The 18,628-nt window shown below is 68.3% G+C and carries 20 protein-coding genes and 1 pseudogene; 8 read left to right on the top strand and 13 right to left on the bottom strand.

The window, feature by feature from the left end:
• Nucleotides 1-74: 74 nt before the first annotated feature.
• The 3 genes from ABD810_RS31255 (at nucleotide 75) to ABD810_RS31245 (ending at nucleotide 2,291) form a co-directional block, all read left to right on the top strand.
• Complete coding sequence (locus ABD810_RS31255) at nucleotides 75-959, top strand: ABC transporter ATP-binding protein (RefSeq protein ID WP_344948783.1); 885 nt, start codon at nucleotides 75-77, stop codon at nucleotides 957-959.
• Nucleotides 956-1,750: a hypothetical protein gene (locus tag ABD810_RS31250; protein ID WP_344948780.1), complete on the top strand. Its 795-nt coding sequence runs from the start codon at nucleotides 956-958 to the stop codon at nucleotides 1,748-1,750. The genes ABD810_RS31255 and ABD810_RS31250 overlap by 4 nt, the downstream gene beginning before the upstream one ends.
• Nucleotides 1,751-2,039: 289 nt before the next feature.
• On the top strand, nucleotides 2,040-2,291 hold the full coding sequence (locus ABD810_RS31245; RefSeq protein ID WP_344948776.1) for a hypothetical protein: 252 nt from the start codon (nucleotides 2,040-2,042) through the stop codon (nucleotides 2,289-2,291).
• Between the two features lie 303 nt (nucleotides 2,292-2,594).
• Here the strand turns inward: ABD810_RS31245 and ABD810_RS31240 are convergent, their stop codons facing one another.
• The 4 genes and pseudogenes from ABD810_RS31240 to ABD810_RS31230 all read right to left on the bottom strand — a co-directional run bounded on the left by ABD810_RS31240 (nucleotide 2,595) and on the right by ABD810_RS31230 (nucleotide 4,726).
• A complete protein-coding gene (locus ABD810_RS31240) occupies nucleotides 2,595-3,407 on the bottom strand; it encodes a hypothetical protein (protein WP_344948772.1) in 813 nt (270 codons plus the stop codon).
• A gap of 16 nt (nucleotides 3,408-3,423) precedes the next feature.
• Nucleotides 3,424-3,492: pseudogene (locus tag ABD810_RS41165) on the bottom strand (hypothetical protein); the annotation flags it as partial.
• 299 nt (nucleotides 3,493-3,791) lie between these two features.
• Nucleotides 3,792-4,283, bottom strand: coding sequence for a ribonuclease HI (gene rnhA, locus ABD810_RS31235; protein WP_344948768.1), 492 nt, complete (start codon nucleotides 4,281-4,283; stop codon nucleotides 3,792-3,794).
• A gap of 245 nt (nucleotides 4,284-4,528) precedes the next feature.
• A complete protein-coding gene (locus ABD810_RS31230; RefSeq protein WP_344948763.1) occupies nucleotides 4,529-4,726 on the bottom strand; it encodes a hypothetical protein in 198 nt (65 codons plus the stop codon).
• A gap of 143 nt (nucleotides 4,727-4,869) precedes the next feature.
• On the opposite strand from ABD810_RS31230, the gene ABD810_RS31225 reads away from it, so the two are divergent.
• Nucleotides 4,870-5,568: an alpha/beta fold hydrolase gene (locus tag ABD810_RS31225; protein WP_344948758.1), complete on the top strand. Its 699-nt coding sequence runs from the start codon at nucleotides 4,870-4,872 to the stop codon at nucleotides 5,566-5,568.
• Nucleotides 5,569-5,574: 6 nt separating this feature from the next.
• Here the strand turns inward: ABD810_RS31225 and rlmN are convergent, their stop codons facing one another.
• A complete protein-coding gene (gene rlmN, locus ABD810_RS31220; protein WP_344948753.1) occupies nucleotides 5,575-6,693 on the bottom strand; it encodes a dual-specificity RNA methyltransferase RlmN in 1,119 nt (372 codons plus the stop codon).
• 108 nt (nucleotides 6,694-6,801) lie between these two features.
• Here rlmN and ABD810_RS31215 point away from each other — a divergent pair, with 108 nt between their 5' ends.
• Nucleotides 6,802-7,833 (top strand): suppressor of fused domain protein, encoded by a 1,032-nt coding sequence (locus ABD810_RS31215; protein WP_344948749.1) that lies wholly within the window; start codon nucleotides 6,802-6,804, stop codon nucleotides 7,831-7,833.
• A gap of 1 nt (nucleotide 7,834) precedes the next feature.
• Here ABD810_RS31215 and ABD810_RS31210 read toward each other — a convergent pair whose 3' ends face one another.
• The 6 genes from ABD810_RS31210 to ABD810_RS31185 all read right to left on the bottom strand — a co-directional run bounded on the left by ABD810_RS31210 (nucleotide 7,835) and on the right by ABD810_RS31185 (nucleotide 13,015).
• Entirely contained in the window at nucleotides 7,835-8,656 is an 822-nt protein-coding gene (locus ABD810_RS31210) for a phosphatidate cytidylyltransferase (protein WP_344948981.1), read from the bottom strand.
• Between the two features lie 390 nt (nucleotides 8,657-9,046).
• The gene (gene frr, locus ABD810_RS31205; RefSeq protein WP_344948743.1) at nucleotides 9,047-9,604 is read right to left on the bottom strand and encodes a ribosome recycling factor; all 558 of its coding nucleotides are present in this window, start codon (nucleotides 9,602-9,604) and stop codon (nucleotides 9,047-9,049) included.
• Nucleotides 9,605-9,613: 9 nt separating this feature from the next.
• Nucleotides 9,614-10,312: a UMP kinase gene (gene pyrH / locus ABD810_RS31200; RefSeq protein WP_344948739.1), complete on the bottom strand. Its 699-nt coding sequence runs from the start codon at nucleotides 10,310-10,312 to the stop codon at nucleotides 9,614-9,616.
• Between the two features lie 129 nt (nucleotides 10,313-10,441).
• Complete coding sequence (gene tsf / locus ABD810_RS31195) at nucleotides 10,442-11,275, bottom strand: translation elongation factor Ts (protein WP_344948735.1); 834 nt, start codon at nucleotides 11,273-11,275, stop codon at nucleotides 10,442-10,444.
• Between the two features lie 115 nt (nucleotides 11,276-11,390).
• Complete coding sequence (gene rpsB / locus ABD810_RS31190; protein WP_344948731.1) at nucleotides 11,391-12,365, bottom strand: 30S ribosomal protein S2; 975 nt, start codon at nucleotides 12,363-12,365, stop codon at nucleotides 11,391-11,393.
• A 476-nt stretch (nucleotides 12,366-12,841) separates the two neighbouring features.
• Complete coding sequence (locus tag ABD810_RS31185) at nucleotides 12,842-13,015, bottom strand: hypothetical protein (RefSeq protein ID WP_344948725.1); 174 nt, start codon at nucleotides 13,013-13,015, stop codon at nucleotides 12,842-12,844.
• 32 nt (nucleotides 13,016-13,047) lie between these two features.
• Between ABD810_RS31185 and ABD810_RS31180 the strand changes: the two genes are divergently transcribed.
• A complete protein-coding gene (locus ABD810_RS31180) occupies nucleotides 13,048-13,785 on the top strand; it encodes an MFS transporter (protein ID WP_344948722.1) in 738 nt (245 codons plus the stop codon).
• A 224-nt stretch (nucleotides 13,786-14,009) separates the two neighbouring features.
• Here ABD810_RS31180 and ABD810_RS31175 read toward each other — a convergent pair whose 3' ends face one another.
• Nucleotides 14,010-14,777 carry a CoA transferase gene (locus ABD810_RS31175; RefSeq protein WP_344948719.1) on the bottom strand — a complete coding sequence of 256 codons (768 nt, stop codon included), beginning with the start codon at nucleotides 14,775-14,777 and terminating at the stop codon, nucleotides 14,010-14,012.
• A gap of 114 nt (nucleotides 14,778-14,891) precedes the next feature.
• Here ABD810_RS31175 and ABD810_RS31170 point away from each other — a divergent pair, with 114 nt between their 5' ends.
• Both ABD810_RS31170 and ABD810_RS31165 read left to right on the top strand, forming a co-directional pair.
• Nucleotides 14,892-15,029, top strand: coding sequence for a hypothetical protein (locus ABD810_RS31170; RefSeq protein WP_344948716.1), 138 nt, complete (start codon nucleotides 14,892-14,894; stop codon nucleotides 15,027-15,029).
• A 1,094-nt stretch (nucleotides 15,030-16,123) separates the two neighbouring features.
• Nucleotides 16,124-16,888 carry a M23 family metallopeptidase gene (locus tag ABD810_RS31165; protein WP_344948977.1) on the top strand — a complete coding sequence of 255 codons (765 nt, stop codon included), beginning with the start codon at nucleotides 16,124-16,126 and terminating at the stop codon, nucleotides 16,886-16,888.
• A 202-nt stretch (nucleotides 16,889-17,090) separates the two neighbouring features.
• Here ABD810_RS31165 and ABD810_RS31160 read toward each other — a convergent pair whose 3' ends face one another.
• Complete coding sequence (locus ABD810_RS31160) at nucleotides 17,091-18,092, bottom strand: hypothetical protein (RefSeq protein ID WP_344948714.1); 1,002 nt, start codon at nucleotides 18,090-18,092, stop codon at nucleotides 17,091-17,093.
• Nucleotides 18,093-18,628 lie beyond the last annotated feature (536 nt).

The raw sequence follows: 18,628 nt of genomic DNA, 5'->3' as shown, positions 1-18,628 counted from the left end.
GTCGGCCAGGGCGCAGATGTGCGATAAGCGCATTCACCGTCCCCTTAGCGGCCGGACGGTAGGCTGCCGAACCTATGCGGCTCGCGAACCTTTCCTTCCGCTACGCCCGTCGCACCCCCTGGGTCCTGCACGATGTGGATCTCGACCTGCCGCCGGGCACGGTCGCCGAGGTCACGGGTCGCAACGGCGCCGGCAAGTCCACGTTGCTCAGGATCCTGGCCGGGACGACGCACCCGAGCCGGGGTTCGGTCAGCGACCGGCCGCCCGTCGTCGGGTACGCCCCCGAGATCTTCCCCGTGGAGCAGCCGTTCACCGTGAGCACGTACCTCACCCGCATGGCGGCGGTGCGCGGGGTGTCCCCCTCGGCGATCGGGCCGTGGATCGAGCGGCTGGCGATGGACACCTTCCGCGACGTGCCGCTGAGCGAGCTGTCCAAGGGGAGCGCCCACAAGGTCGGGCTCGCCCAGGCGCTGCTCGCACCGCCCGGGCTGCTGATCCTCGACGAGCCCTTCTCCGGCCTGGACGCACAGACCCGTGCCGAGCTGCCCCAACTCATCGACGAGGTCGCCGGCGGCGGCGGCATCGTCGTGGTCAGCGACCACCAGGGCGGCCTGGCCGACCATCCCGGAGCCGTCCACCTCAAGGTCGAGAACGGCACGGTCCGCCCGGCCCAGCCCACAGGGCCACTGCACTCCACCGGCACCCACTCCAGCTTCGGCTCGAACTCCGGGATCCACTCCGACTCCGAATCCGACTCCGACTCCGAATCCGACTCCGAATCCGGCTCCGGCTCCGGCTCGAACTCCGGCTCCGGCTCCGGTGAGGGAGGGGAGCCCACGGACCGGCTTCCGGGGAAGGCGGTCATCGAGATCCTGGTGGACGCCGCCGACGCCGAGTCGGTGGCGCGCAGGCTCCAGGCCGAGGGCTACGCAGTCGTGATCCGGACGGAGGTCCGATGACCGCGCAGGGCGAGGAGCACGCGAGCACAATGGGCACCCCAGGCGGCGTCCGCCCGGCCAGGGGCGCGACGACGGCCGGGGACGACACCAGCGTGACCAGAGGTGCGATGAGACCTATAGCGGCACTCACCACCTTCAAGATCGCCGCTTACCTGCGGTCCCATCGCGTGATCCAGCCGTTCGTCGGGCTCCTGGCGATAATGATCATCCTGTACTCGGTGCGGGTGGCCGCCGGTCAGGAGCTCTCCTCATACGCCGACTCCGCGGCGCTGCTCGTCCCGGTGTTCGCGTGGGCCGCCCGCGGGCTGCTCGACACCGAGCCGGACGTGCAGCGGCTGATCTCGGCCACGGCGGCCGGACGTCCGGGGCGTGAGGTGGCGAGCGGCCTGGCCGCCGTGGTCACGGTCAACAGCGGGCTGGCGGCTTTCGCCCTTGTCGTACCGCTGGTCATCGGTTTCACCACGACGCCCGGCGGGACGGTCCTGGTCGCCGGGCTGGCCCTGCATCTGCTCTCGCTGCTCACCGGCACCGCCATCGGAGCGCTCACCAGCCGTCCGATCTTGCCGGATCCGGCCGTCTCCGTCCTCGCCATGCTCGGTGGCTACGCCGCCATACTGCTGGTCAGCCTGGCGCCGATCACCTGGCTGACCGTCCCGGTCATCAGCTGGATCCGCGCGGCGAACCAGCCGTACTTTCTCAGCCGGTCGCTCCCTGAGCTGTCGGCGATCACCGTCGTGTGGTGTGCCCTGGCCCTGACCGCCTACATCCGCCTCCGCCGCGTCCGGCCGTAGCCGCCCGGCAGAAGCGGACGCCCTATACCGGCATTCCGGCTGTACGCCTGCGCCTTTTGCTCAGGCGCACGTCGTACACGCAGGCCCCATCGGCCTGCGACCAATCATCTTCACCGCCAAATCCCCCACATCACCCTCATTACGGCATTTGCCGATAAATGCAGATATATTAATTCTCCCCTATTGATAAGCCCTTGCGGAGAGATCTCGATCCCGCTGACACTCGCACCGGCGATGAAATAACTTTGGCGCACGAATCCCGCTTTCTCGTCAGGCAGGAGCGCGCGCCATGAGCCCGAACGGCCGAATACTGATCATCATCACCATCGCGACGATCCTGTTCGCCGTCGGACGGCATTTCCAGCGGACCGTGGACACCTGGGCCGGACGAGGCAAGGCCATAAAGGCCGTGGCGGACGCGAAGGGGAAGGTCCCGGGCGCGAAGTCCGCCGCCTGGTCGGCCGTCCGGCGTATGGCGCTGATCGGCGCGGGCACTTTACTCCTGCTGGCATTGCTCGCCAACGCACTCCGATATATCTGACCCGAAAATTCTCTCTGAGCAACCACACCCGGCGCGCCCCGAGGCGACCGGTGGGACGCACTCGGCCGGTCGAACACTCCCCGACCGAAGGTCACCTCAAGGGGTCGGGTAGTCGTGGCCCTGGGCCGTCAACGCCCAGCGAGCAACGTGCGGCTTCGCGAGTGGAGGCTCTTGGCGACGGCCTCACGTATTCCGGGTGTGCCGGCCAGGAGGCCCTCACAGGATGCCCGGGCCTGGGGTATGCGCGCCACGAGTTCGGTGACGACATCGGCCAGCCCGGCGTCAGCGGCACCAAGGCGCCTCTCAAGCCGCTCGAAGGTGCGGATGGACACCGCGTCGAATCGCCTCAGGCCGGCGAACTTCAGCCCCAAGGTCTCCCCTTCCCCCATGTACGGAGCCGTACTCACCAGGTCGTACACCGGTGAAATCCAGAAGGTAGCGGAACGGCAGCAGGGTGAAGTGCGGGACACCCGCATCGTGCTGCAAGAACTGCACGGCCCGATGCAGAGCGTCCTCACCGGCCTGGTACGCGGCGTCGCGTTCCTCCCCAGGGAAGTCGCTGACCCCGCGACGGTTCCTGTCGTCGAACTCCAGCCGGATCTCGCGCTGCACGTCCGGGCCACGGCGGGCCAGGATCGCGTACAAGACGGTGTCGTTGTCGATCCGCCCGAACCAGAGGCGCTCGTCCAGGTGCGCGGAGATCGCGTCGATCGTCAGAGACCGGTCGTTGCCCTCCTCGTCGCCGGCATAGAGCGCCGAAAAGATCTCCGCCCTGCTGAGCCGCTTTCCGTAGTTGTTCATCCGGTCGAAGATGTCCTGGAGGACCTCGGCCTTCTCCTGCTCGACCTGATATGCGGGTATCGGATACTGCCGGAGGACCGTGGTCAGGTTGAACGCTTTGTCCTGAAGGTCAGATATTTCAGGGTGTGCGGCGAACCAGGTCAGCACCTTCCGCAAATCGAACAGCGTCGGAAGAGGGATCACATGGGGGACGTCCACTGATTGCCGAGGAACGAACCTTTCTTCGCGCAGGTCGTAGGCAAGCGCGAAACGCGACTCCCTTGCCCCCGTCCTCGTGCAGCGCGTTCGCGAGACTGACCACACGCTGCTGTCCATCGACCACCCAGAGCGACTGATCTAGACGGGGAGCGTCGATTTGGAGCGCTCCCAAGGTGAGCCGCTGTCTGGGTGCCCGCCGCACCCAGAGCAGCAAGCTTCCCACCGGATATCCCTTGACAATACTGTCGAAAGGCGGATCACATCCTCCCGCCCCCAACGGAAATCTCGCTGAAAGTGCGGCACGCGGACTTTCCCCTGCCACGCCATGGAGACCAGCCGTTCGACGTCATAGGTGGTCGCGCTGGGGCGTGTGTCCAGGCCGTTGCTCATCATTCCTCCGGTGTAAGGGGTACTCATCCTTGCAAAAGTCCCCGACCATTTCGACGCGATAGCGTCCCATGCTGCGAGAAGATCACGACCCAGGGCGTGCCCGGCAGCGGGCTACCGGATCGAGCGGTTCGCGGCCACTCCGTTGCGGGCCAGGGCGTCGGCGCGGTCGTTTTCCGGGTGGCCGGAGTGGCCTTTCACCCAGAACCATTCGACATCGTGGGCGGCCGTGGCCGCGTGCAGCCGTTGCCAGAGGTCGGCGTTCTTGACCGGCTGCTTCGCCGCCGTCTGCCAGCCGTTGCGCCGCCAGCCGTGCACCCACTTGGTGATGCCATTGCGCACGTACGTGCTGTCGGTGTGCAGGCGCACCGTGGCCGGCCGGGTCAGGGTCTCCAGCGCCATGATGGCGGCCATCAGCTCCATGCGGTTGTTGGTCGTCTGCGGCTCACCGCCATGGATCTCCTTTTCGCGTTCGCCGTAACGCAGCACGGCGCCCCAGCCGCCCGGACCGGGATTCCCGCTGCACGCCCCGTCGGTGTAGATGTCCACGACCGTTCCGGTCGCCCGCTCCTGTTCCATGACCACCGGTATACGCTCCTGCTCCATCGATCTCGCGGTCGGCCCGCACCAGTCCTACCACCCGTGAGCCCCGTCCAGATCCGGCCTCTCGAGCCGCGACGGCTCGCGGGGGGACCCGGTCGGCGTCCAGGCCGCCTTGACAGGTTCGGCGAAGCGTGATTTTTCAGGATGATTCCCATTCGTCGTCCTCGGGTGAAGCGTGGATCGTCGGGCGCATCGATTCGGGGGACTTCATAGCGGTGCCGTACGCGGGGCTGCGGGCCATCCAGCTCCTACAGCAGGACCTCTCGGTCGAGGAGACCGAGCGTCGTCTCCTGGAGGAGACCGGTGCGCGCCTTGACGTCCCGGGCTTTGTCGAAGGGCTGACCGCGGCGGGCCTGGTGGCGGCCGTGGACGGCGACCCGACCGGCTCCCGAGCCGCCGGCCGTCACCCTGCCTGCCCGCAGGGTGACCGACGCGGACGTGGTCACGCCGTGCCTGGACGCGCTCGTCCGGCTGTACGACCAGGGCGAGGACCTGGCCGCCTACCACGAACGTGAAGTCGTACCGCTGGACCCGCCAAAAGTCCGCTAGCGCGCGGACGGTTGTCGGGCCGCTCCAATATGGTGCGGCCATGGGGAATTTCGTACTGGTCGCAGGCGCGCGGCTCGGGGCATGGGCGTGGGACGAGGTGGTGCCGCATCTGCGCGCGGCCGGCCATGGCGCTCACCCGGTGACGCTGTCCGGTCTCGCCGAGCGGCGGGGTGTGCCGGCTGGGCAGCAGACCCATGTCCAGGACATCGTCGACGAGGTCGAAGGCAAGGATCTGCGCGATGTCGTCCTGGTGGGTCACAGCTACTCGGGCATCCCGGTCGGTCAGGCCGCGGAGCGGATCGGTGACCGGCTGGCCCACGTGGTCTTCGTCGATTCCAGCGTTCCGGCCGACGGCGAGGCCTTCGTCTCCGCCTGGCCGGACGGTGGGGCGATGGTGAAGGCGACGATCGCCGAGAACGGCGGATTCTGGCCGCTCGTGCCCGCGGCCCACTACGACGGCCATGGCCTCACCGACGAGCAGATCGCCCGGATCCTGGACGGCTCGACGCCGCACCCGGGTGCCACGCTGACCGAGCCCGCCGTGCTGGCACGGCCACTTGACGAACTCCCGGCGACGTACATCCAATGCCTGCCCGCCGGAGCCGAGCCCGACGACGACGTGGCCGACCTGCTGGCCGGCAAGCACTGGCGGCTGGTCCAGATGGACACCGGCCACTGGCCGATGTTCTCCCGGCCACGCGAACTGGCGCAGATCCTCCTCCAGGCAGCCGGGGAGTAGACCGCCTCAGGCGCCGCCGGTCGCGGGCTCGGGGGTGGCCGCGGCGAGTTGGCCGCAGGCGCCGTCGATCTCGCGCCCTCTGGTGTCCCGTACGGTGACGGCCACGCCGTGCGACTCCAGCCTCCGGACGAAGGCGCGCTCGTCCTCGGGGCGTGAGGCCGTCCACTTGGAGCCGGGGGTCGGGTTGAGCGGGATCAGGTTGACATGGACCAGCTTGCCCTTGAGCAGGCGGCCCAGCAGGTCGGCCCGCCACTCCTGGTCGTTGATGTCCTTGATCAAGGCGTACTCGATCGACACGCGGCGCCCGGTCTTGGCCACGTAGCCCCACGCGGCGTCCAGCACCTCGCCGACCTTCCATCGGGTGTTGACGGGCACCAGCGTGTCGCGCAGCTCGTCGTCGGGGGCGTGCAGGGACACCGCCAGCGTCACCGGCAACCCCTCGTTCGACAGCTTCTCCATCGCCGGGACCAGGCCCACCGTCGAGACCGTGACGCCTCGGGCGGAGATGCCCAGCCCGGCGGGGGCGGGATCGACGATGCGGCGCACCGCGCCGATCACGGCCTTGTAGTTGGCCAGCGGCTCGCCCATGCCCATGAAGACGATGTTGCTCACCCGTCCGGGGCCGCCGGGGACCTCGTCGCGGGCCAGCGCGCGAGCACCCGCGACGACCTGCTCGACGATCTCCGCCGTCGACATGTTGCGGGTCAGCCCCGCCTGTCCTGTGGCACAGAACGGGCAGTTCATGCCACATCCGGCCTGGGAGGAGACGCACATGGTCACACGCTCGGGGTAACGCATCAGCACCGACTCGACCAGCGCTCCGTCGAAGAGCCGCCACAGGGTCTTACGGGTCGCGCCATCGTCGCAGGTGATCTCCCTGACCGGGGTCAGCAGGCTGGGCATCAGCTGCGTCACCAGCTGGTCACGTGAGGTGGCCGGCAGGTCGGTCATGTGCTCGGGGTCGGTGGTCAACCGCTCGAAGTAGTGCCGCGAGAGCTGGTCGGCGCGAAAGGGCTTCTCGCCCAGTTCCGCGACAGCCGTACGGCGCTCCGCCATCGTGAGATCGGCCAGGTGGCGTGACGGCTTCGCCCGTCGTGGGGCGACAAAAGTTAGCTCGGCGGACATGTCCTTCTCTTAACGGTTTGCCGGAAGCTGTACTGGACAGCCAATCCGTGTGATCTATTGCGATCCTCGGCCGAACGGGGAGACGTCCACCGGAAAGGCGGATGAGCGTTGGGCACCACCGATGTCGTTCTCACCGACACCAGCCCCTACGGCAGTCGCGCGGTGACCGTCGAATACGACGGGGTGTCTTCGGTAGCTTACCTTCGCGACGCCGAGGGCGGGATCCACGGAGCCGTATGGCTCGCAAACCATGGACAGGCGCCCTCTTTCGTGGACATGGACCGGATCGGTGCCGGCCTGGCCCCCGTCATGCCCGTCGCGAACACCCGCGCCCCCGAGGGAACGCCGCCGTTCACAGCGGACGAGCTGGAGGTGCTGTGGTTCGAGGAGGGCGACGGAGCCGCCCTGTACCGCAACGGCGAGCTTCTGGCCGTCATTCCCGGCTGGTCGGATCTTGAGCGCGGGATGCCCGGTTACGCGAGGGACGCCGTCGGAGAGTCGCCCTACGCCTGGTCGCTGGACGAGGCGCTCGAAGGGCTCGCGCCACGGATCGCCAAGGCGCGCTCGTACTGGGAATGGCGGGACGGCGACGGCGCCTGGCCCTCGTTCCAGCAGTTCGTGATGAGCCACCTGGACGCCAGGGTCGGCCCCGCCGGGAGGTACTGGGACGTCGGCGGCGACCGGCTGCCCACCGTGGGGATCACCGAGCGCCCCCGAGACGGCTACACCATGCTCTCCACGGTCGGGATGAGCTGCCAGCGCATGCCCACGGTGGAGCAGTACATCGAACGGCCGGACACCTACACCCGCATCGAGCTCGCCATCGCCACCCGCGGGGAGGTGACGGAAGCGGCGCAGCTCTTCCTCTGGCTGGCGCGGTATCCCTGGCACTCGGTCACCTGGCTGGGGCACGGCCACACCGCCCGCTGGTACCGCGAACCGGACTCGTTCCCGCTCGGCCCGGCCTACCAGGGGGTGCTGATGCTGGACACAGTGCCCGGCTTACCCGACTTATCGGGATTCGCCTTTGGCGGCGACGAGGTCCGCTGGCTCTGGCTGGTGCCTATCACCGACCAGGAACTCCACCTGGCCGCCGACCAGGGCCACCAGGCCCTTCCCCTGTCCGGACGCATCCCCTAGATCACATGGGCACGAAGACGGCCAGCAGCAGCCAGACGGGGACCAGAGTGGCGAGCAGGGAGTCGAGCCGGTCCATCATGCCGCCGTGACCCGGGAGCAGGGTGCCCATGTCCTTGATGCCGAGATCGCGTTTGATGACCGACTCGACCAGGTCGCCCAGGGTGGCGCACGCGGCCACCACCACGCCGACGATGGCGCCCTGCCAGTATTGGCCGTCGAGCAGGACCCGGACCATCAGCGCGCCGCAGATCAGGCAGGCCAGGACCGACCCGGCGAACCCTTCCCACGTCTTCTTGGGACTGATCGCCGACATCTGGTGCCTGCCGAAGAGGATGCCCGCGAAGTAGCCGCCGATGTCGCTGCACACGGTCACCGCGATGAAGATGACCACCCGGTCGGCACCGTCGGGCTTGGCCAGCATCAGCGGGACGAATGAGGCGATCAGCGCGGGATAGACGGATGTCAGGACGCTCGCAGTGGCGTCACGGACGTACCCATCCTGTCCCTGGAACATGCGCCGGCTCAGCAGGGCCAGGACGGTGATCGTGAAGCTGCCGAGCAGCCAGATCGGACCACCCCAGTACGCTCCCGCGATCATGGCGACGAGCCCCGCCAGCACCAGCGGCGCCGGTACCCGCACGTCCCGTACGGCGAACGCGCGGGCCATCTCGACGACGCCCATCCCGACCGCCGCCAGGAGCACCACCAGGAAGAGGACCTTGAAGACGTAGAGCGAGCCGATGACCACGGCTCCCAGGGCAAGGCCTACAGCGATCGCCGCGGGAAGGTTACGGCCCGTACGAATACGCCCCGGCCTGCCCACCGCACCGACGGGACCCGCGGAAGGGCCCTCGCCACCTTCAGGGTGCCCTCCGCCTCCGGGAACCACGGACGGGCCCTGGCCGCCTTCGGGGTGCCGCTCCCGTTCGGGAACCGCGGGAGGGTGCTGGCCGCCTTCGGGGCGGTCCGCGGGGCTTCCCGGCGGACGCTCGTCAGACCGATGGCTGCCGGCCGGGCCGGTGCCGTCCGCCGCCGTTCCTTCCACAGTGATCCCACTCTCGTACCCGTCAACCACGCTCGGCGGCCCACTCTGCCAGTACCGCCGGGCGGCGGGGAGGGAGCGCGGTGGGCCGGAACGTGGCGAAGGCGCCCCCACTCGCGGCTAACACCGGAGTGGAAGCGCCCCCAACCTGACCTGCGACTGCTACCGCGCTCAGACTTCGAGCAGCTCGGATTCCTTGTGCTTCAGCAGCTCGTCGATCTTGGCGACGTGCTTCTGGGTGAGGTCGTCGAGCTCCTTCTCGGCCCTGCGGACCTCATCCTCACCGGCGTCACCGTCCTTGACCATCTTGTCGAGGGTCTCCTTGGCGTGGCGACGGATGTTGCGCACCGAGACCTTGCTGCTCTCGGCCTTGTTCCTCGCGACCTTGATGTACTCCTTGCGGCGATCCTCCGACAGCTCGGGGAACACCACACGGATGACCGCGCCGTCGTTGCCGGGGTTGACGCCCAGGTCGCTGTCACGGATCGCCTTCTCGATGGCGGTCATCGCACCCTTGTCGTAGGGCTGGAGGATCACCATGCGGGCCTCGGGAACATGGAACGAGGCGAGCTGCTGCACCGGTGTCGGCGACCCGTAGTAGTCGACGTTGATCTTGTTGAACATGGAAGGGCTTACCCTGCCGGTACGGATCGCCGCGAAGTCCTCCTTCGCGACACCGACCGCCTTGTCCATTTTCTCCTCGGCTTCGAAGAGGGTTTCCTCGATCACAGCGGCTCCCTATTTCCCTGCCGGACTCACCAGCGTGCCGATCTTTTCACCGCGGACCGCCCGCAGAATGTTCCCCTCGCCCATGAGGTCGAAGACCACGATGGGCAGGCCGTTGTCCATGCACAGACTGATCGCCGTGGCGTCCATGACCCCAAGGCCCCGCGTGAGGACCTCGCTGTACTCGAGCTGGTCGAAGCGGACGGCGTCAGAATTCTTCCTCGGGTCGGAGTCGTAGACCCCGTCGACCTGGGTGCCCTTCAGCAGCGCCTCCGCCCCGATCTCCAGCGCGCGCTGGGCGGCGCAGGTGTCGGTGGAGAAGAACGGCGATCCGAGCCCGGCGCCGAAGATGACCACGCGCCCCTTCTCCAGGTGGCGGATGGCACGGCGGGGCAGGAACGGCTCGGCGACCTGCTGCATCGTGATCGCGGTCTGGACACGCGTCTCGATGCCACGCTTCTCGAGGAAATCCTGCAGGGCGAGGCAGTTGATGACGGTGCCGAGCATGCCCATGTAGTCGGCGCGGGCGCGGTCCATGCCACGCTCCGACAGCGCGGCGCCGCGGAACATGTTGCCCCCGCCGACGACCACCGCGACCTGCACTCCCTCGCGCACGGCCTCGGCGACCGAGTCGGCGAGCTTGGCGACCACCACAGGGTCGATCCCCAGCGGCTCGGCGCCCGCGAACGCCTCGCCGGACAGCTTCAGCATGACGCGCTTCCACCGAAGCGGCCAGTTGTACGACGAAGCCGCCGACGTAGCGGGTTGTTGGTTCTCCTGCACGACGGCGGCCTCCTCGGTGATGTTTACGAAGCTGGTCAGACCCTCTTGGGGCTAAGCCTATGCCTGACCGACCTTGTAGCGAGCGAAGGCCAGAACCTTGACGCCCGCCTCGGAAGCGACTTTGCTGATCGTCTTTTTGGGGTCCTTGACGAAGGACTGCTCAAGCAGCGTGAAGTCCTTGTACCAGCCGTTGACGCGGCCGTCGACGATCTTGCCGATCGCGGCCTCCGGCTTGCCCTCCTCGCGGGTCATCTGCTCGAAGACCGTGCGCTCCTTCTCGACCACGTCGGCCGGGACGGAGTTGGGGCTGAGGTACTTGGGGGCCATCGCGGCGGTGTGCTGGGCGATGTCCTTGGCGACCTCGGCGTTCGGGGTGTCGAGCTGGATCAGGACGCCAACGGTCGGGGGAAGCTGGGGGTCGGTCTTGTGCATGTAGGAGGCGACGAAGCCACCCTCCAGCACCACGAACCGACGGACCTCGATCTTCTCGCCGAGCGCCGCGTTGGCCTCGTCGAGGTGCTCCTTGACGGTCTTGCCGTCGAGCTCGGACTCCAGCAGGCTCGGCACGTCAGAGGGCCGGGAGACGAGAACGTGGTCGACGACCCTGGCCGCGAGCTCCTGGAACCGCTCGCCCTTGGCGACGAAGTCGGTCTCGCAGTTGAGCTCGAGCAGGGCGCCGAGGGACTCGCCCTCGTGCTTGACGGCGATCAGGCCGTTGGAGGCGGTGCGCGCCTCGCGCTTGCCGACGTCCTTGGCGCCCTTGACGCGCAGGATGTCGACGGCCTTGTCGAAGTCGCCCTCCGACTCCTCGAGCGCCTTCTTGCAGTCCATCATGCCGGCGGCGGTCAGCTCACGAAGCCGCTTGACGTCGGCCATGTTCACGGAAGCCATTGTCTTTTCCTCGTCGAGTCGTCGTGGATCGGGTGGGCGCGCCCTGTCTGGCACGCCCACCCGGTAAGAGCCTTGCTAGCCGTACGGATGGTGACCGTACGGTCTGACGCGAGCCTCAGGCCTGCTTCTCGGTGTCCTCGGCGGCCTCGGCCTCGGCGGCGGGGGCCTCGGCGACGGTCTCCTGCGCGGGGGCTTCGGCGACCGCGTCGGCGGGGGCCTCCACGGCCGCGTCCTCGACCGGAGCCTCGGCGGCGGCCGGGGTCTCCTCGGCGGTGACCTCGGTCACGGCGGCTTCCGGAGCGGCTTCCTCGTCACGCGCCAGGAGCTCGCGCTCCCACTCGGCCAGCGGCTCGGCGACGGCGGTGCCGGAGGGCTTGTCGTCGCCGCGCGTCGCACCGGCGCGGGCCATCAGGCCGTCGGCGACCGCGTCGGCGACCACACGGGTGAGCAGGCTGACGGCGCGGATCGCGTCGTCGTTGCCCGGGATCGGGTAGTCGACCTCGTCGGGGTCACAGTTGGTGTCGAGGATCGCGACGACCGGGATGTTGAGCTTGCGGGCCTCGCTGATCCCGATGTGCTCCTTCTTGGTGTCCACGATCCACACCGCGCTGGGAACGCGGGCCATGTCGCGGATACCACCAAGGGTGCGCTCGAGCTTGTCCTTCTCGCGGCGGCGCATCAGGAGCTCCTTCTTGGTGAGCCCGGAGCCTGCCACGTTGTCGAAGTCGAGCTCCTCGAGCTCCTTCAGACGCTGAAGCCTCTTGTGCACGGTGGAGAAGTTGGTGAGCATGCCACCCAGCCAGCGCTGGTTGACGTACGGCATGCCGACGCGGGCGGCCTGCTCGGCGATGGCCTCTTGGGCCTGCTTCTTGGTGCCGATGAACAGGATGGTGCCGCCGTGGGCGACGGTCTCCTTGATGAAGTCGTAGGCGCGGTCGATGAAGGCCAGCGACTTCTGCAGGTCGATGATGTAGATGCCGTTGCGCTCGGTGAGGATGAAGCGCTTCATCTTCGGGTTCCAGCGACGGGTCTGATGCCCGAAGTGAACACCGCTTTCGAGCATCTGCCGCATGGTGACGACGGGGGCCATGAGTATGGTCCTCCTGGGTAGAGCGCCGTTGAAGACGCGTGCCTCGGTTGTATGCGGAAGCCTTCGGCTCCCGCCCTGACGCCCTGAGTCGTCCCATCCGGATCGAGATCCGGACCGAGAGGACGATTCGCCTGTGGGCGTGCGAAGTCGGCCCGTCTGACGAGCCATGAAAAGTGTACCCGGAACCGAGCGACTCCCAGCCCACCGGACAAGGTTCCTTACCACCCAAGTAAAGTCAGCTCAGCCCTCTACGACGTCAAATCACACAGACGGCCCGCACACCCACGACCTCCTAGGGCCGCGATCGGCACCGAACCAGCGCTCGGTCGCCCGGCCCACAACCATCCGGCTTGAGACCACGAAAACGGCCCGTGCGACCTCCTGGGGCCGCGATCGGCACCGATCCAGCGTTCGGTCGCCCGGCTCATAACCATCCGGCTTGAGACCACGGAAACGGCCCGTGCGCCTGTGACCTCCTAAGGCCGTGATCCGCTCTGGTTCCTCGGGAAGAGCTGGATGATCCCCTGGACCAGGCGGGCGTCCGGCGGCGTCTCCTCCTGTGGGCGCGACTTGGCGAGGTAGGGCTGCAGGATCTCGGTGACCTGCCGGCCCAGATCCGCCAGCTCCTCGGCGTTCACCCGAAGGAGCATCTGGTTCAGGGTCGCGGCCTGCCGTCGTACAAATGCTGACCGCGCCTGTCGCGCTGGTCACCGACGCGGCGTCGTTCCTGGTCTCGGCCGTATGCCTGCGTTCGATCCGCTCTCCGGAGAAGACCGATCCGTCGGATGCGCCCACCGGCCTCCTGATCGACATACGAGAAGGGATACGCGCGGTCGTGACCCACCGTGTACTACGGGTACTGATCGCGGCAGGAGTGGTGCTCAACTTCGCGTCAGCCGCCCAGACCGCGTTGTACGTCCTCTTCGCCGTCAAGACGCTCGGGCTGCCTGCCGGGGTTGTCGGGCTGCTGACGGCGTCGTTCGGCGCGGGCGGACTCCTCGGGGCTGCCGTGGCGCCCCGGCTCGCCCGTCGTTTCACCGAGAACCGGGTCATCCTCGGCGCCGTCATCGTCTTCCCGCTCGAATCCGCGGCGCTGGCCTTGGCGCACGGATCATCCTCGGTGCTGGTCCCATCGCTCATGGCCGCCTACGCGATCAGCGGTGTGGCGACCGTCGTCTTCAGCGTTTGCTACGGGGCCGTCCAGCTCCGGGAGTCCCCACCTGAAATGCTCGGCCGGGTCAACGCGATCATGACGGTCTCGACGCTAGGGATCATGACGCTCGGTGGCGTCGTGGGCGGCGTGCTGGGCGAGGTCATCGGCCTCCGCCCCACCCTGTGGACCTGCGCCCTCCTCACCCTCTCCGCCATCCCCCTCATCTGGCTCTCCCCCCTCCGCCGCCCGCTTCCCACCACGCCCTAGAAATCGGCGATGCCGTACGGCGGCCGATCTACCGAGCGCGGGTGGACACGGCAACGACGGCCTCCGCCCGGGAACGGCCATGCCGTACGGTGGCCGACCCTGCCGAGCTGGGTGCACACAGCACCGGACGCCCTCCGCCTGGGGACGGCGATGCCGAGCGGTGGCCGGCCGAGGCCGGTGGACACGGCACTGGACGACTCCCGTCTCATGAGCTCGGCTGGCCCCTAGACCCACTCCGGCGGATGTTCCCCCCGGTTCGGCGGTGGCGAGGGCCAGTACGGTCTCGCGTCATCTATCCGGCCGGGGGCTCTGACATAGGTGAGGTTCCCGAACGAGCTGCCCATCTGCTCCAGCAGATCGTCCACCTCGGGCTCTCCCTGGCCCATGGCCTCCAACCGTCCGAGCCCGTCCACCCAGAGCGCCGTACGGGCGAGAGCCACCTGCGCGTGCCACGAGCCACCCTCGGCCTCCCTACGGAGCAGCCCGGCGATCACTCCGAGTGCGGCGAGCCAGCCGGTGGCGTGGTCGAGGACCTGGGCCGGGAGCGGGACGGGCCGCTCTCCCCCGCCTCCCTCGTGGGCGATGCCACAGACCATCTGGACCAGGCTGTCGAATCCTCGGCGCTCCGCCCAGGGGCCGCGCGAACCGTACGCCGAGATGTCGACGCAGACGATGCCAGGCCTGATGGCCGCCAGTTCCGGGGGCCCGAACCCTAGCGCCGCCAGCGCCCCCGGCCGATACGACTGCACCACCACGTCAGCGCCCGCCACGAGCCTTGTGAAGGCGGCCGCTCCTTCCTCCGTACGCAGGTCAAGCTCGCACGACCGCTTCCCGAAGGCCGTACTGATCACCAGCCCCGGCACCTCCGGCAGGTGAGCGGCCCCGACGCGCAGCACCTCGGCCCCATAGGCGGCCAACGTCCGGGTGGCGACCGGCCCCGCGATCACACGCGTGAGATCCAGCACCCGAACCCCCGCCAGCGGCCGCTCCACTCCTCCACCACCACCCACGAATACATCTCCCAAACCACCAGCAGCCCCACCGGCCCTACTTCCCGGGCCACCGAGGATTTCTCCGGCACCACCGCCAGCCACTGCTGGACCACCATGAACGCGTCCGGAACCACCGCGAACTACCGCCGGACCACCCCCGACACCACCGCGAACCACAGCGGAACCACCGCGAACTACCGCCGGACCACCCCCGACACCACCGAGAACCACAGCGGGACACCCGCCTCCTGAACCGGTGTCGGTCGTGGCAGGGCCCAGTCGGTCGAGACCGATGAGGGGAAGTTCCGCGACCGCGCGGCCCTGCGGGTGCTCTTGCCACTCCGCGCGGCTCCGCATCGCGGCGGCGCACCCTCCTACGTCTGTGACGGCCTGCTCGATGTCCCGCGCGGTACGGCCGGCGCAGGCCTTGGCGACCTCGGCCCTTTCAGCGCTCGGATGAAGATGGAGCGCCCGGAGCACGGCGTCCCGATGGTGATCGAAGTTGCAGTGCAGCCGAACCCACCCATCAGCCGCCTGGTAGTCGCCCGACAGTGACGCCCACAGCACCGGCGCCTCACCATCGATACGGAAGTAACGCTCGTCCCTGAATGCGACGGCGGACTCACGGACGTCAACGGCGACCGTGGAGATGCCTCTTGAATCGGGCTCGGTGGACGGTGCCTCGGCAGATCGAGTGCGCCCCAGGATCGCGACGGCGGCTGTCACCGCTCCCACACATGCGGCGGCGGCCGTTCCGACCTTGAAGATCGACGGGAGCACCGGATCGTCCCCGGAGACCTGAACCGGAGGCAGATCAAGCCCTACCTCGGCTCCGAGCTTCTCAATGATCCGATCGATCATCTGGGCACCCTTCCTCACGTGCCATACGTAACCACGTGCCCCGCCACCCAGCGCACCTGACCCACCCCACGCCGAGCCTCACCTCGCCTATCACCCCACCCCGCCTGCTACCACCACACCCCGCCCGCCACGCGAAACCCGACCCACCACCTGACGAAGGCCCCCTGCTCAGCACACACGCTGCCTGCACCCGCACGAATCGATATCGCGGCGATGAGGCCTTCCGCGACCCGCAGGCCGTCACGGTGGAAGACCCGCTCGACCCCGAACGCGGCGGTACCGGTCACATCAGGAACATCACCTCCGAGATGGATCGATGACCAGCCCCTCACCGACCATCACCCCTGCCCGATGGACACGGCCAGCCACACGACGAACGTCACCTTCCGCGACCGAAGTGACCGCACCGACGGTGGACCTCACCTCCACGAACGTCACCTTCCCCGACCGAAGTGACCGCGTCGGCGGTGGAGCTCACCTCCGCGATGACCATGGCCTGCCGCCTGATGGCACCGGGCTTATGCACAGAGCGGCGCTCGGTAGCTCCCCTGCCCGTCGCTTCAGGCCAGTCTCCTTCTGTGCGACTGCTGAAGATCCGACTGACGGTGGTGTCTCTCCTCACCCTCGCCATGACGTCCACGACCCTGCCCACCAAGGGAATGGCAGCTCCAGACCCCACAACCCCGGCAACCCGCGCAAACGCTACAAATCAGGGAAGCCCCACAGACCCTGCGAATCCTGCAAACCGCGACCTGGATGAACCGGACCTCTCCCACCCCCAATCCACCTCCCCGCTCTCCCCTCCTCAGGCTGGTAGGGAAGCACCGGCTCCGGGGACTCCCCGATGGCGCCTACCGCTCGACCATTCGCCGAACGTCCTGCGCCGCTTCGCTCCGCCCGCTCAGCCATGGCTTCCCGGGCACCGAGGAGTCGACCTGGTCGCGCAGGCCGGCCAGGTCGTCAGAGCCGCCGGCTCGGGGATCGTGGGGTACGCTGGCCCGCTCGCGGGCCGGGGCGTGGTCATGATCGTGCACCCCGACGGGCTACGCACCACCTACCTGCCCGTTCACGCGTCGGTCCGACATGGCCAGGTGGTGAAACTCGGTGACGTCATCGGCGTGGTCGAAGAGAGGACCGGCCACTGTCCGGCATCGTGCCTCCACTGGGGACTGATCAAGGAGACCCGCTACCTTGACGCCCTGCTCCTCCTGGGCCTCGGCCAGGTACGCCTACTCCCAAGATGGCGATGACCGCCGAACCTGACTCCCTGACCCAATCAAAGCGACCCACCACCTAGACGCCCTGCTCCTCCTCGGACTCGGCCAAACGCCTGCTGGGTCTGACCGGCGGCTCAGGTGCCTTGCTCGTGTGGGCATGACGGCGGTACGCGCGAAACCAGCGCGCACCAGGGCACGTTCGGTCCCATCCGTGTGGCCCCGATGCTTAGCCGACTCAGCGGCTGTAGGCCCAGATCGCACCGCTGCCGCCAGAAGGTGCCGCGCCGACCGCCCAGACGGAACCCCCGCTCTCCAACTGGAGGGCGAGGTCACGGACGGACGCGTTCCGGATCGGGGGAGTCGGAAAAGCGCCCGGCTCGACACCATCGACGCCGATGTGCAGAAACTTGCTGCCTCCGCCCTTGGCGTTGTAGACGATCCAGGCCCCGCCTCTGCCGTCGGGCTCCGCCTGGGCGCGCGGCTGGATGCCCGGTTCACCACGAACCTCGAAGTTGAAGCTGCCCAGATAGCCGGTCAGCAGCAAAGTCTCACCGCAGAAGGAGCGCTTCGCACTGCCGCACGGCCAGGCGACCCAGCCGACGGCCATCACCCGGCCGGTCTCACCGTCGACCGCGACATCCGTCAGCTCCGAGATCTGGCCCGAGTGTGCGGACGGAATCGCTGGAAGTGCAACCGCGCGCCAGGCCGTGCCGGTCCAGCGGGCCAGAGCCGCCGTGCCCCGCACCGAGCCCGCCGCCCACTTCCCGTCGAGTCCTTTGACCACGATCGGTGTGTGGACCTTGCGCCACACCGACCCGGACAGGCGCCGGAGCGTGGACCGCGCCTTCCACCCGGCCTTACCGGCCGACGGGAACGTGCTTGAGTTCTCGATGACCCACAAGTTCTCGCCGATGGCGTACGCCCGATCCACCCGGCCGTGGCGCCATCGCTTGACCTGCCAGCGCTTGCCGTCCCACCGGGCGTATCGCGACGTGCCGAACGCCCAGACCCTGGTGTCGGACGCCGACGTCAGCCGCTTCACCCGGAAGCCCGGCCCGGTGACGCGCTTGAAGGCGGACCGGCCGCCCTTCAACAGAAGCGACTCGGCGCCGGTCGATCCGCGATCCGGGCGCCGTGTCCCGGCGACCCAGACCGCCCCACCCGGCGTCACCGTCACCGCGTCGTAGGAGTCTCGGCGGTCGTTATGGACGACACTCCACTGACCGGTCGGCGCCACGGCGTGGGCCGCGGCCGACCCCGTAATGACGAAAAAGGCGACGGCTGCAGCGGTGCCCCGAGACAATATTCCCATAAGGGTGAGACGCGCCGTTCGCAGGAAAAGTTGGCATGCCGGCGGGGCATAGGCTGGCGAGATCCGGACCTACCGCGCGCCATCGATCGCCACGCCATCCGCGCACTGTGGAGTACGGCAGGCCACCGGGTGATCGTCGACGCCACGCTGCGGACGGCCGCGCGATCACCCCGTCGCACGTCACCCTTCCCCTTCCTCGGTCACCATCACCCGTCGCGCGTCACCGGTCACCATCAGGTCACTCGTCACGCGTCACGCATCACCCGTCACCATCCCCCGTCACCATCAATCACCCGTCACCCCTCACCCCTCACCCGCCATCACCACCCCTCGCCATCCGTCACCGGTCACCGGTCACCCGTCACCGGTCACCCGTCACCCGTCACCCGTCACCCGTCACCCGTGTCAACGGACACGCCGATCTCCTGATGGGCGGCCAGATTTCTCCAGGCTGATGGCCA

This window comes from Sphaerisporangium flaviroseum (genome assembly GCF_039537005.1).
GTDB lineage: Bacteria > Actinomycetota > Actinomycetes > Streptosporangiales > Streptosporangiaceae > Sphaerisporangium > Sphaerisporangium flaviroseum.
The sequence above is the reverse complement of the archived record's forward strand: the minus strand, read 5'-3'. Positions and strand labels throughout refer to the sequence as shown.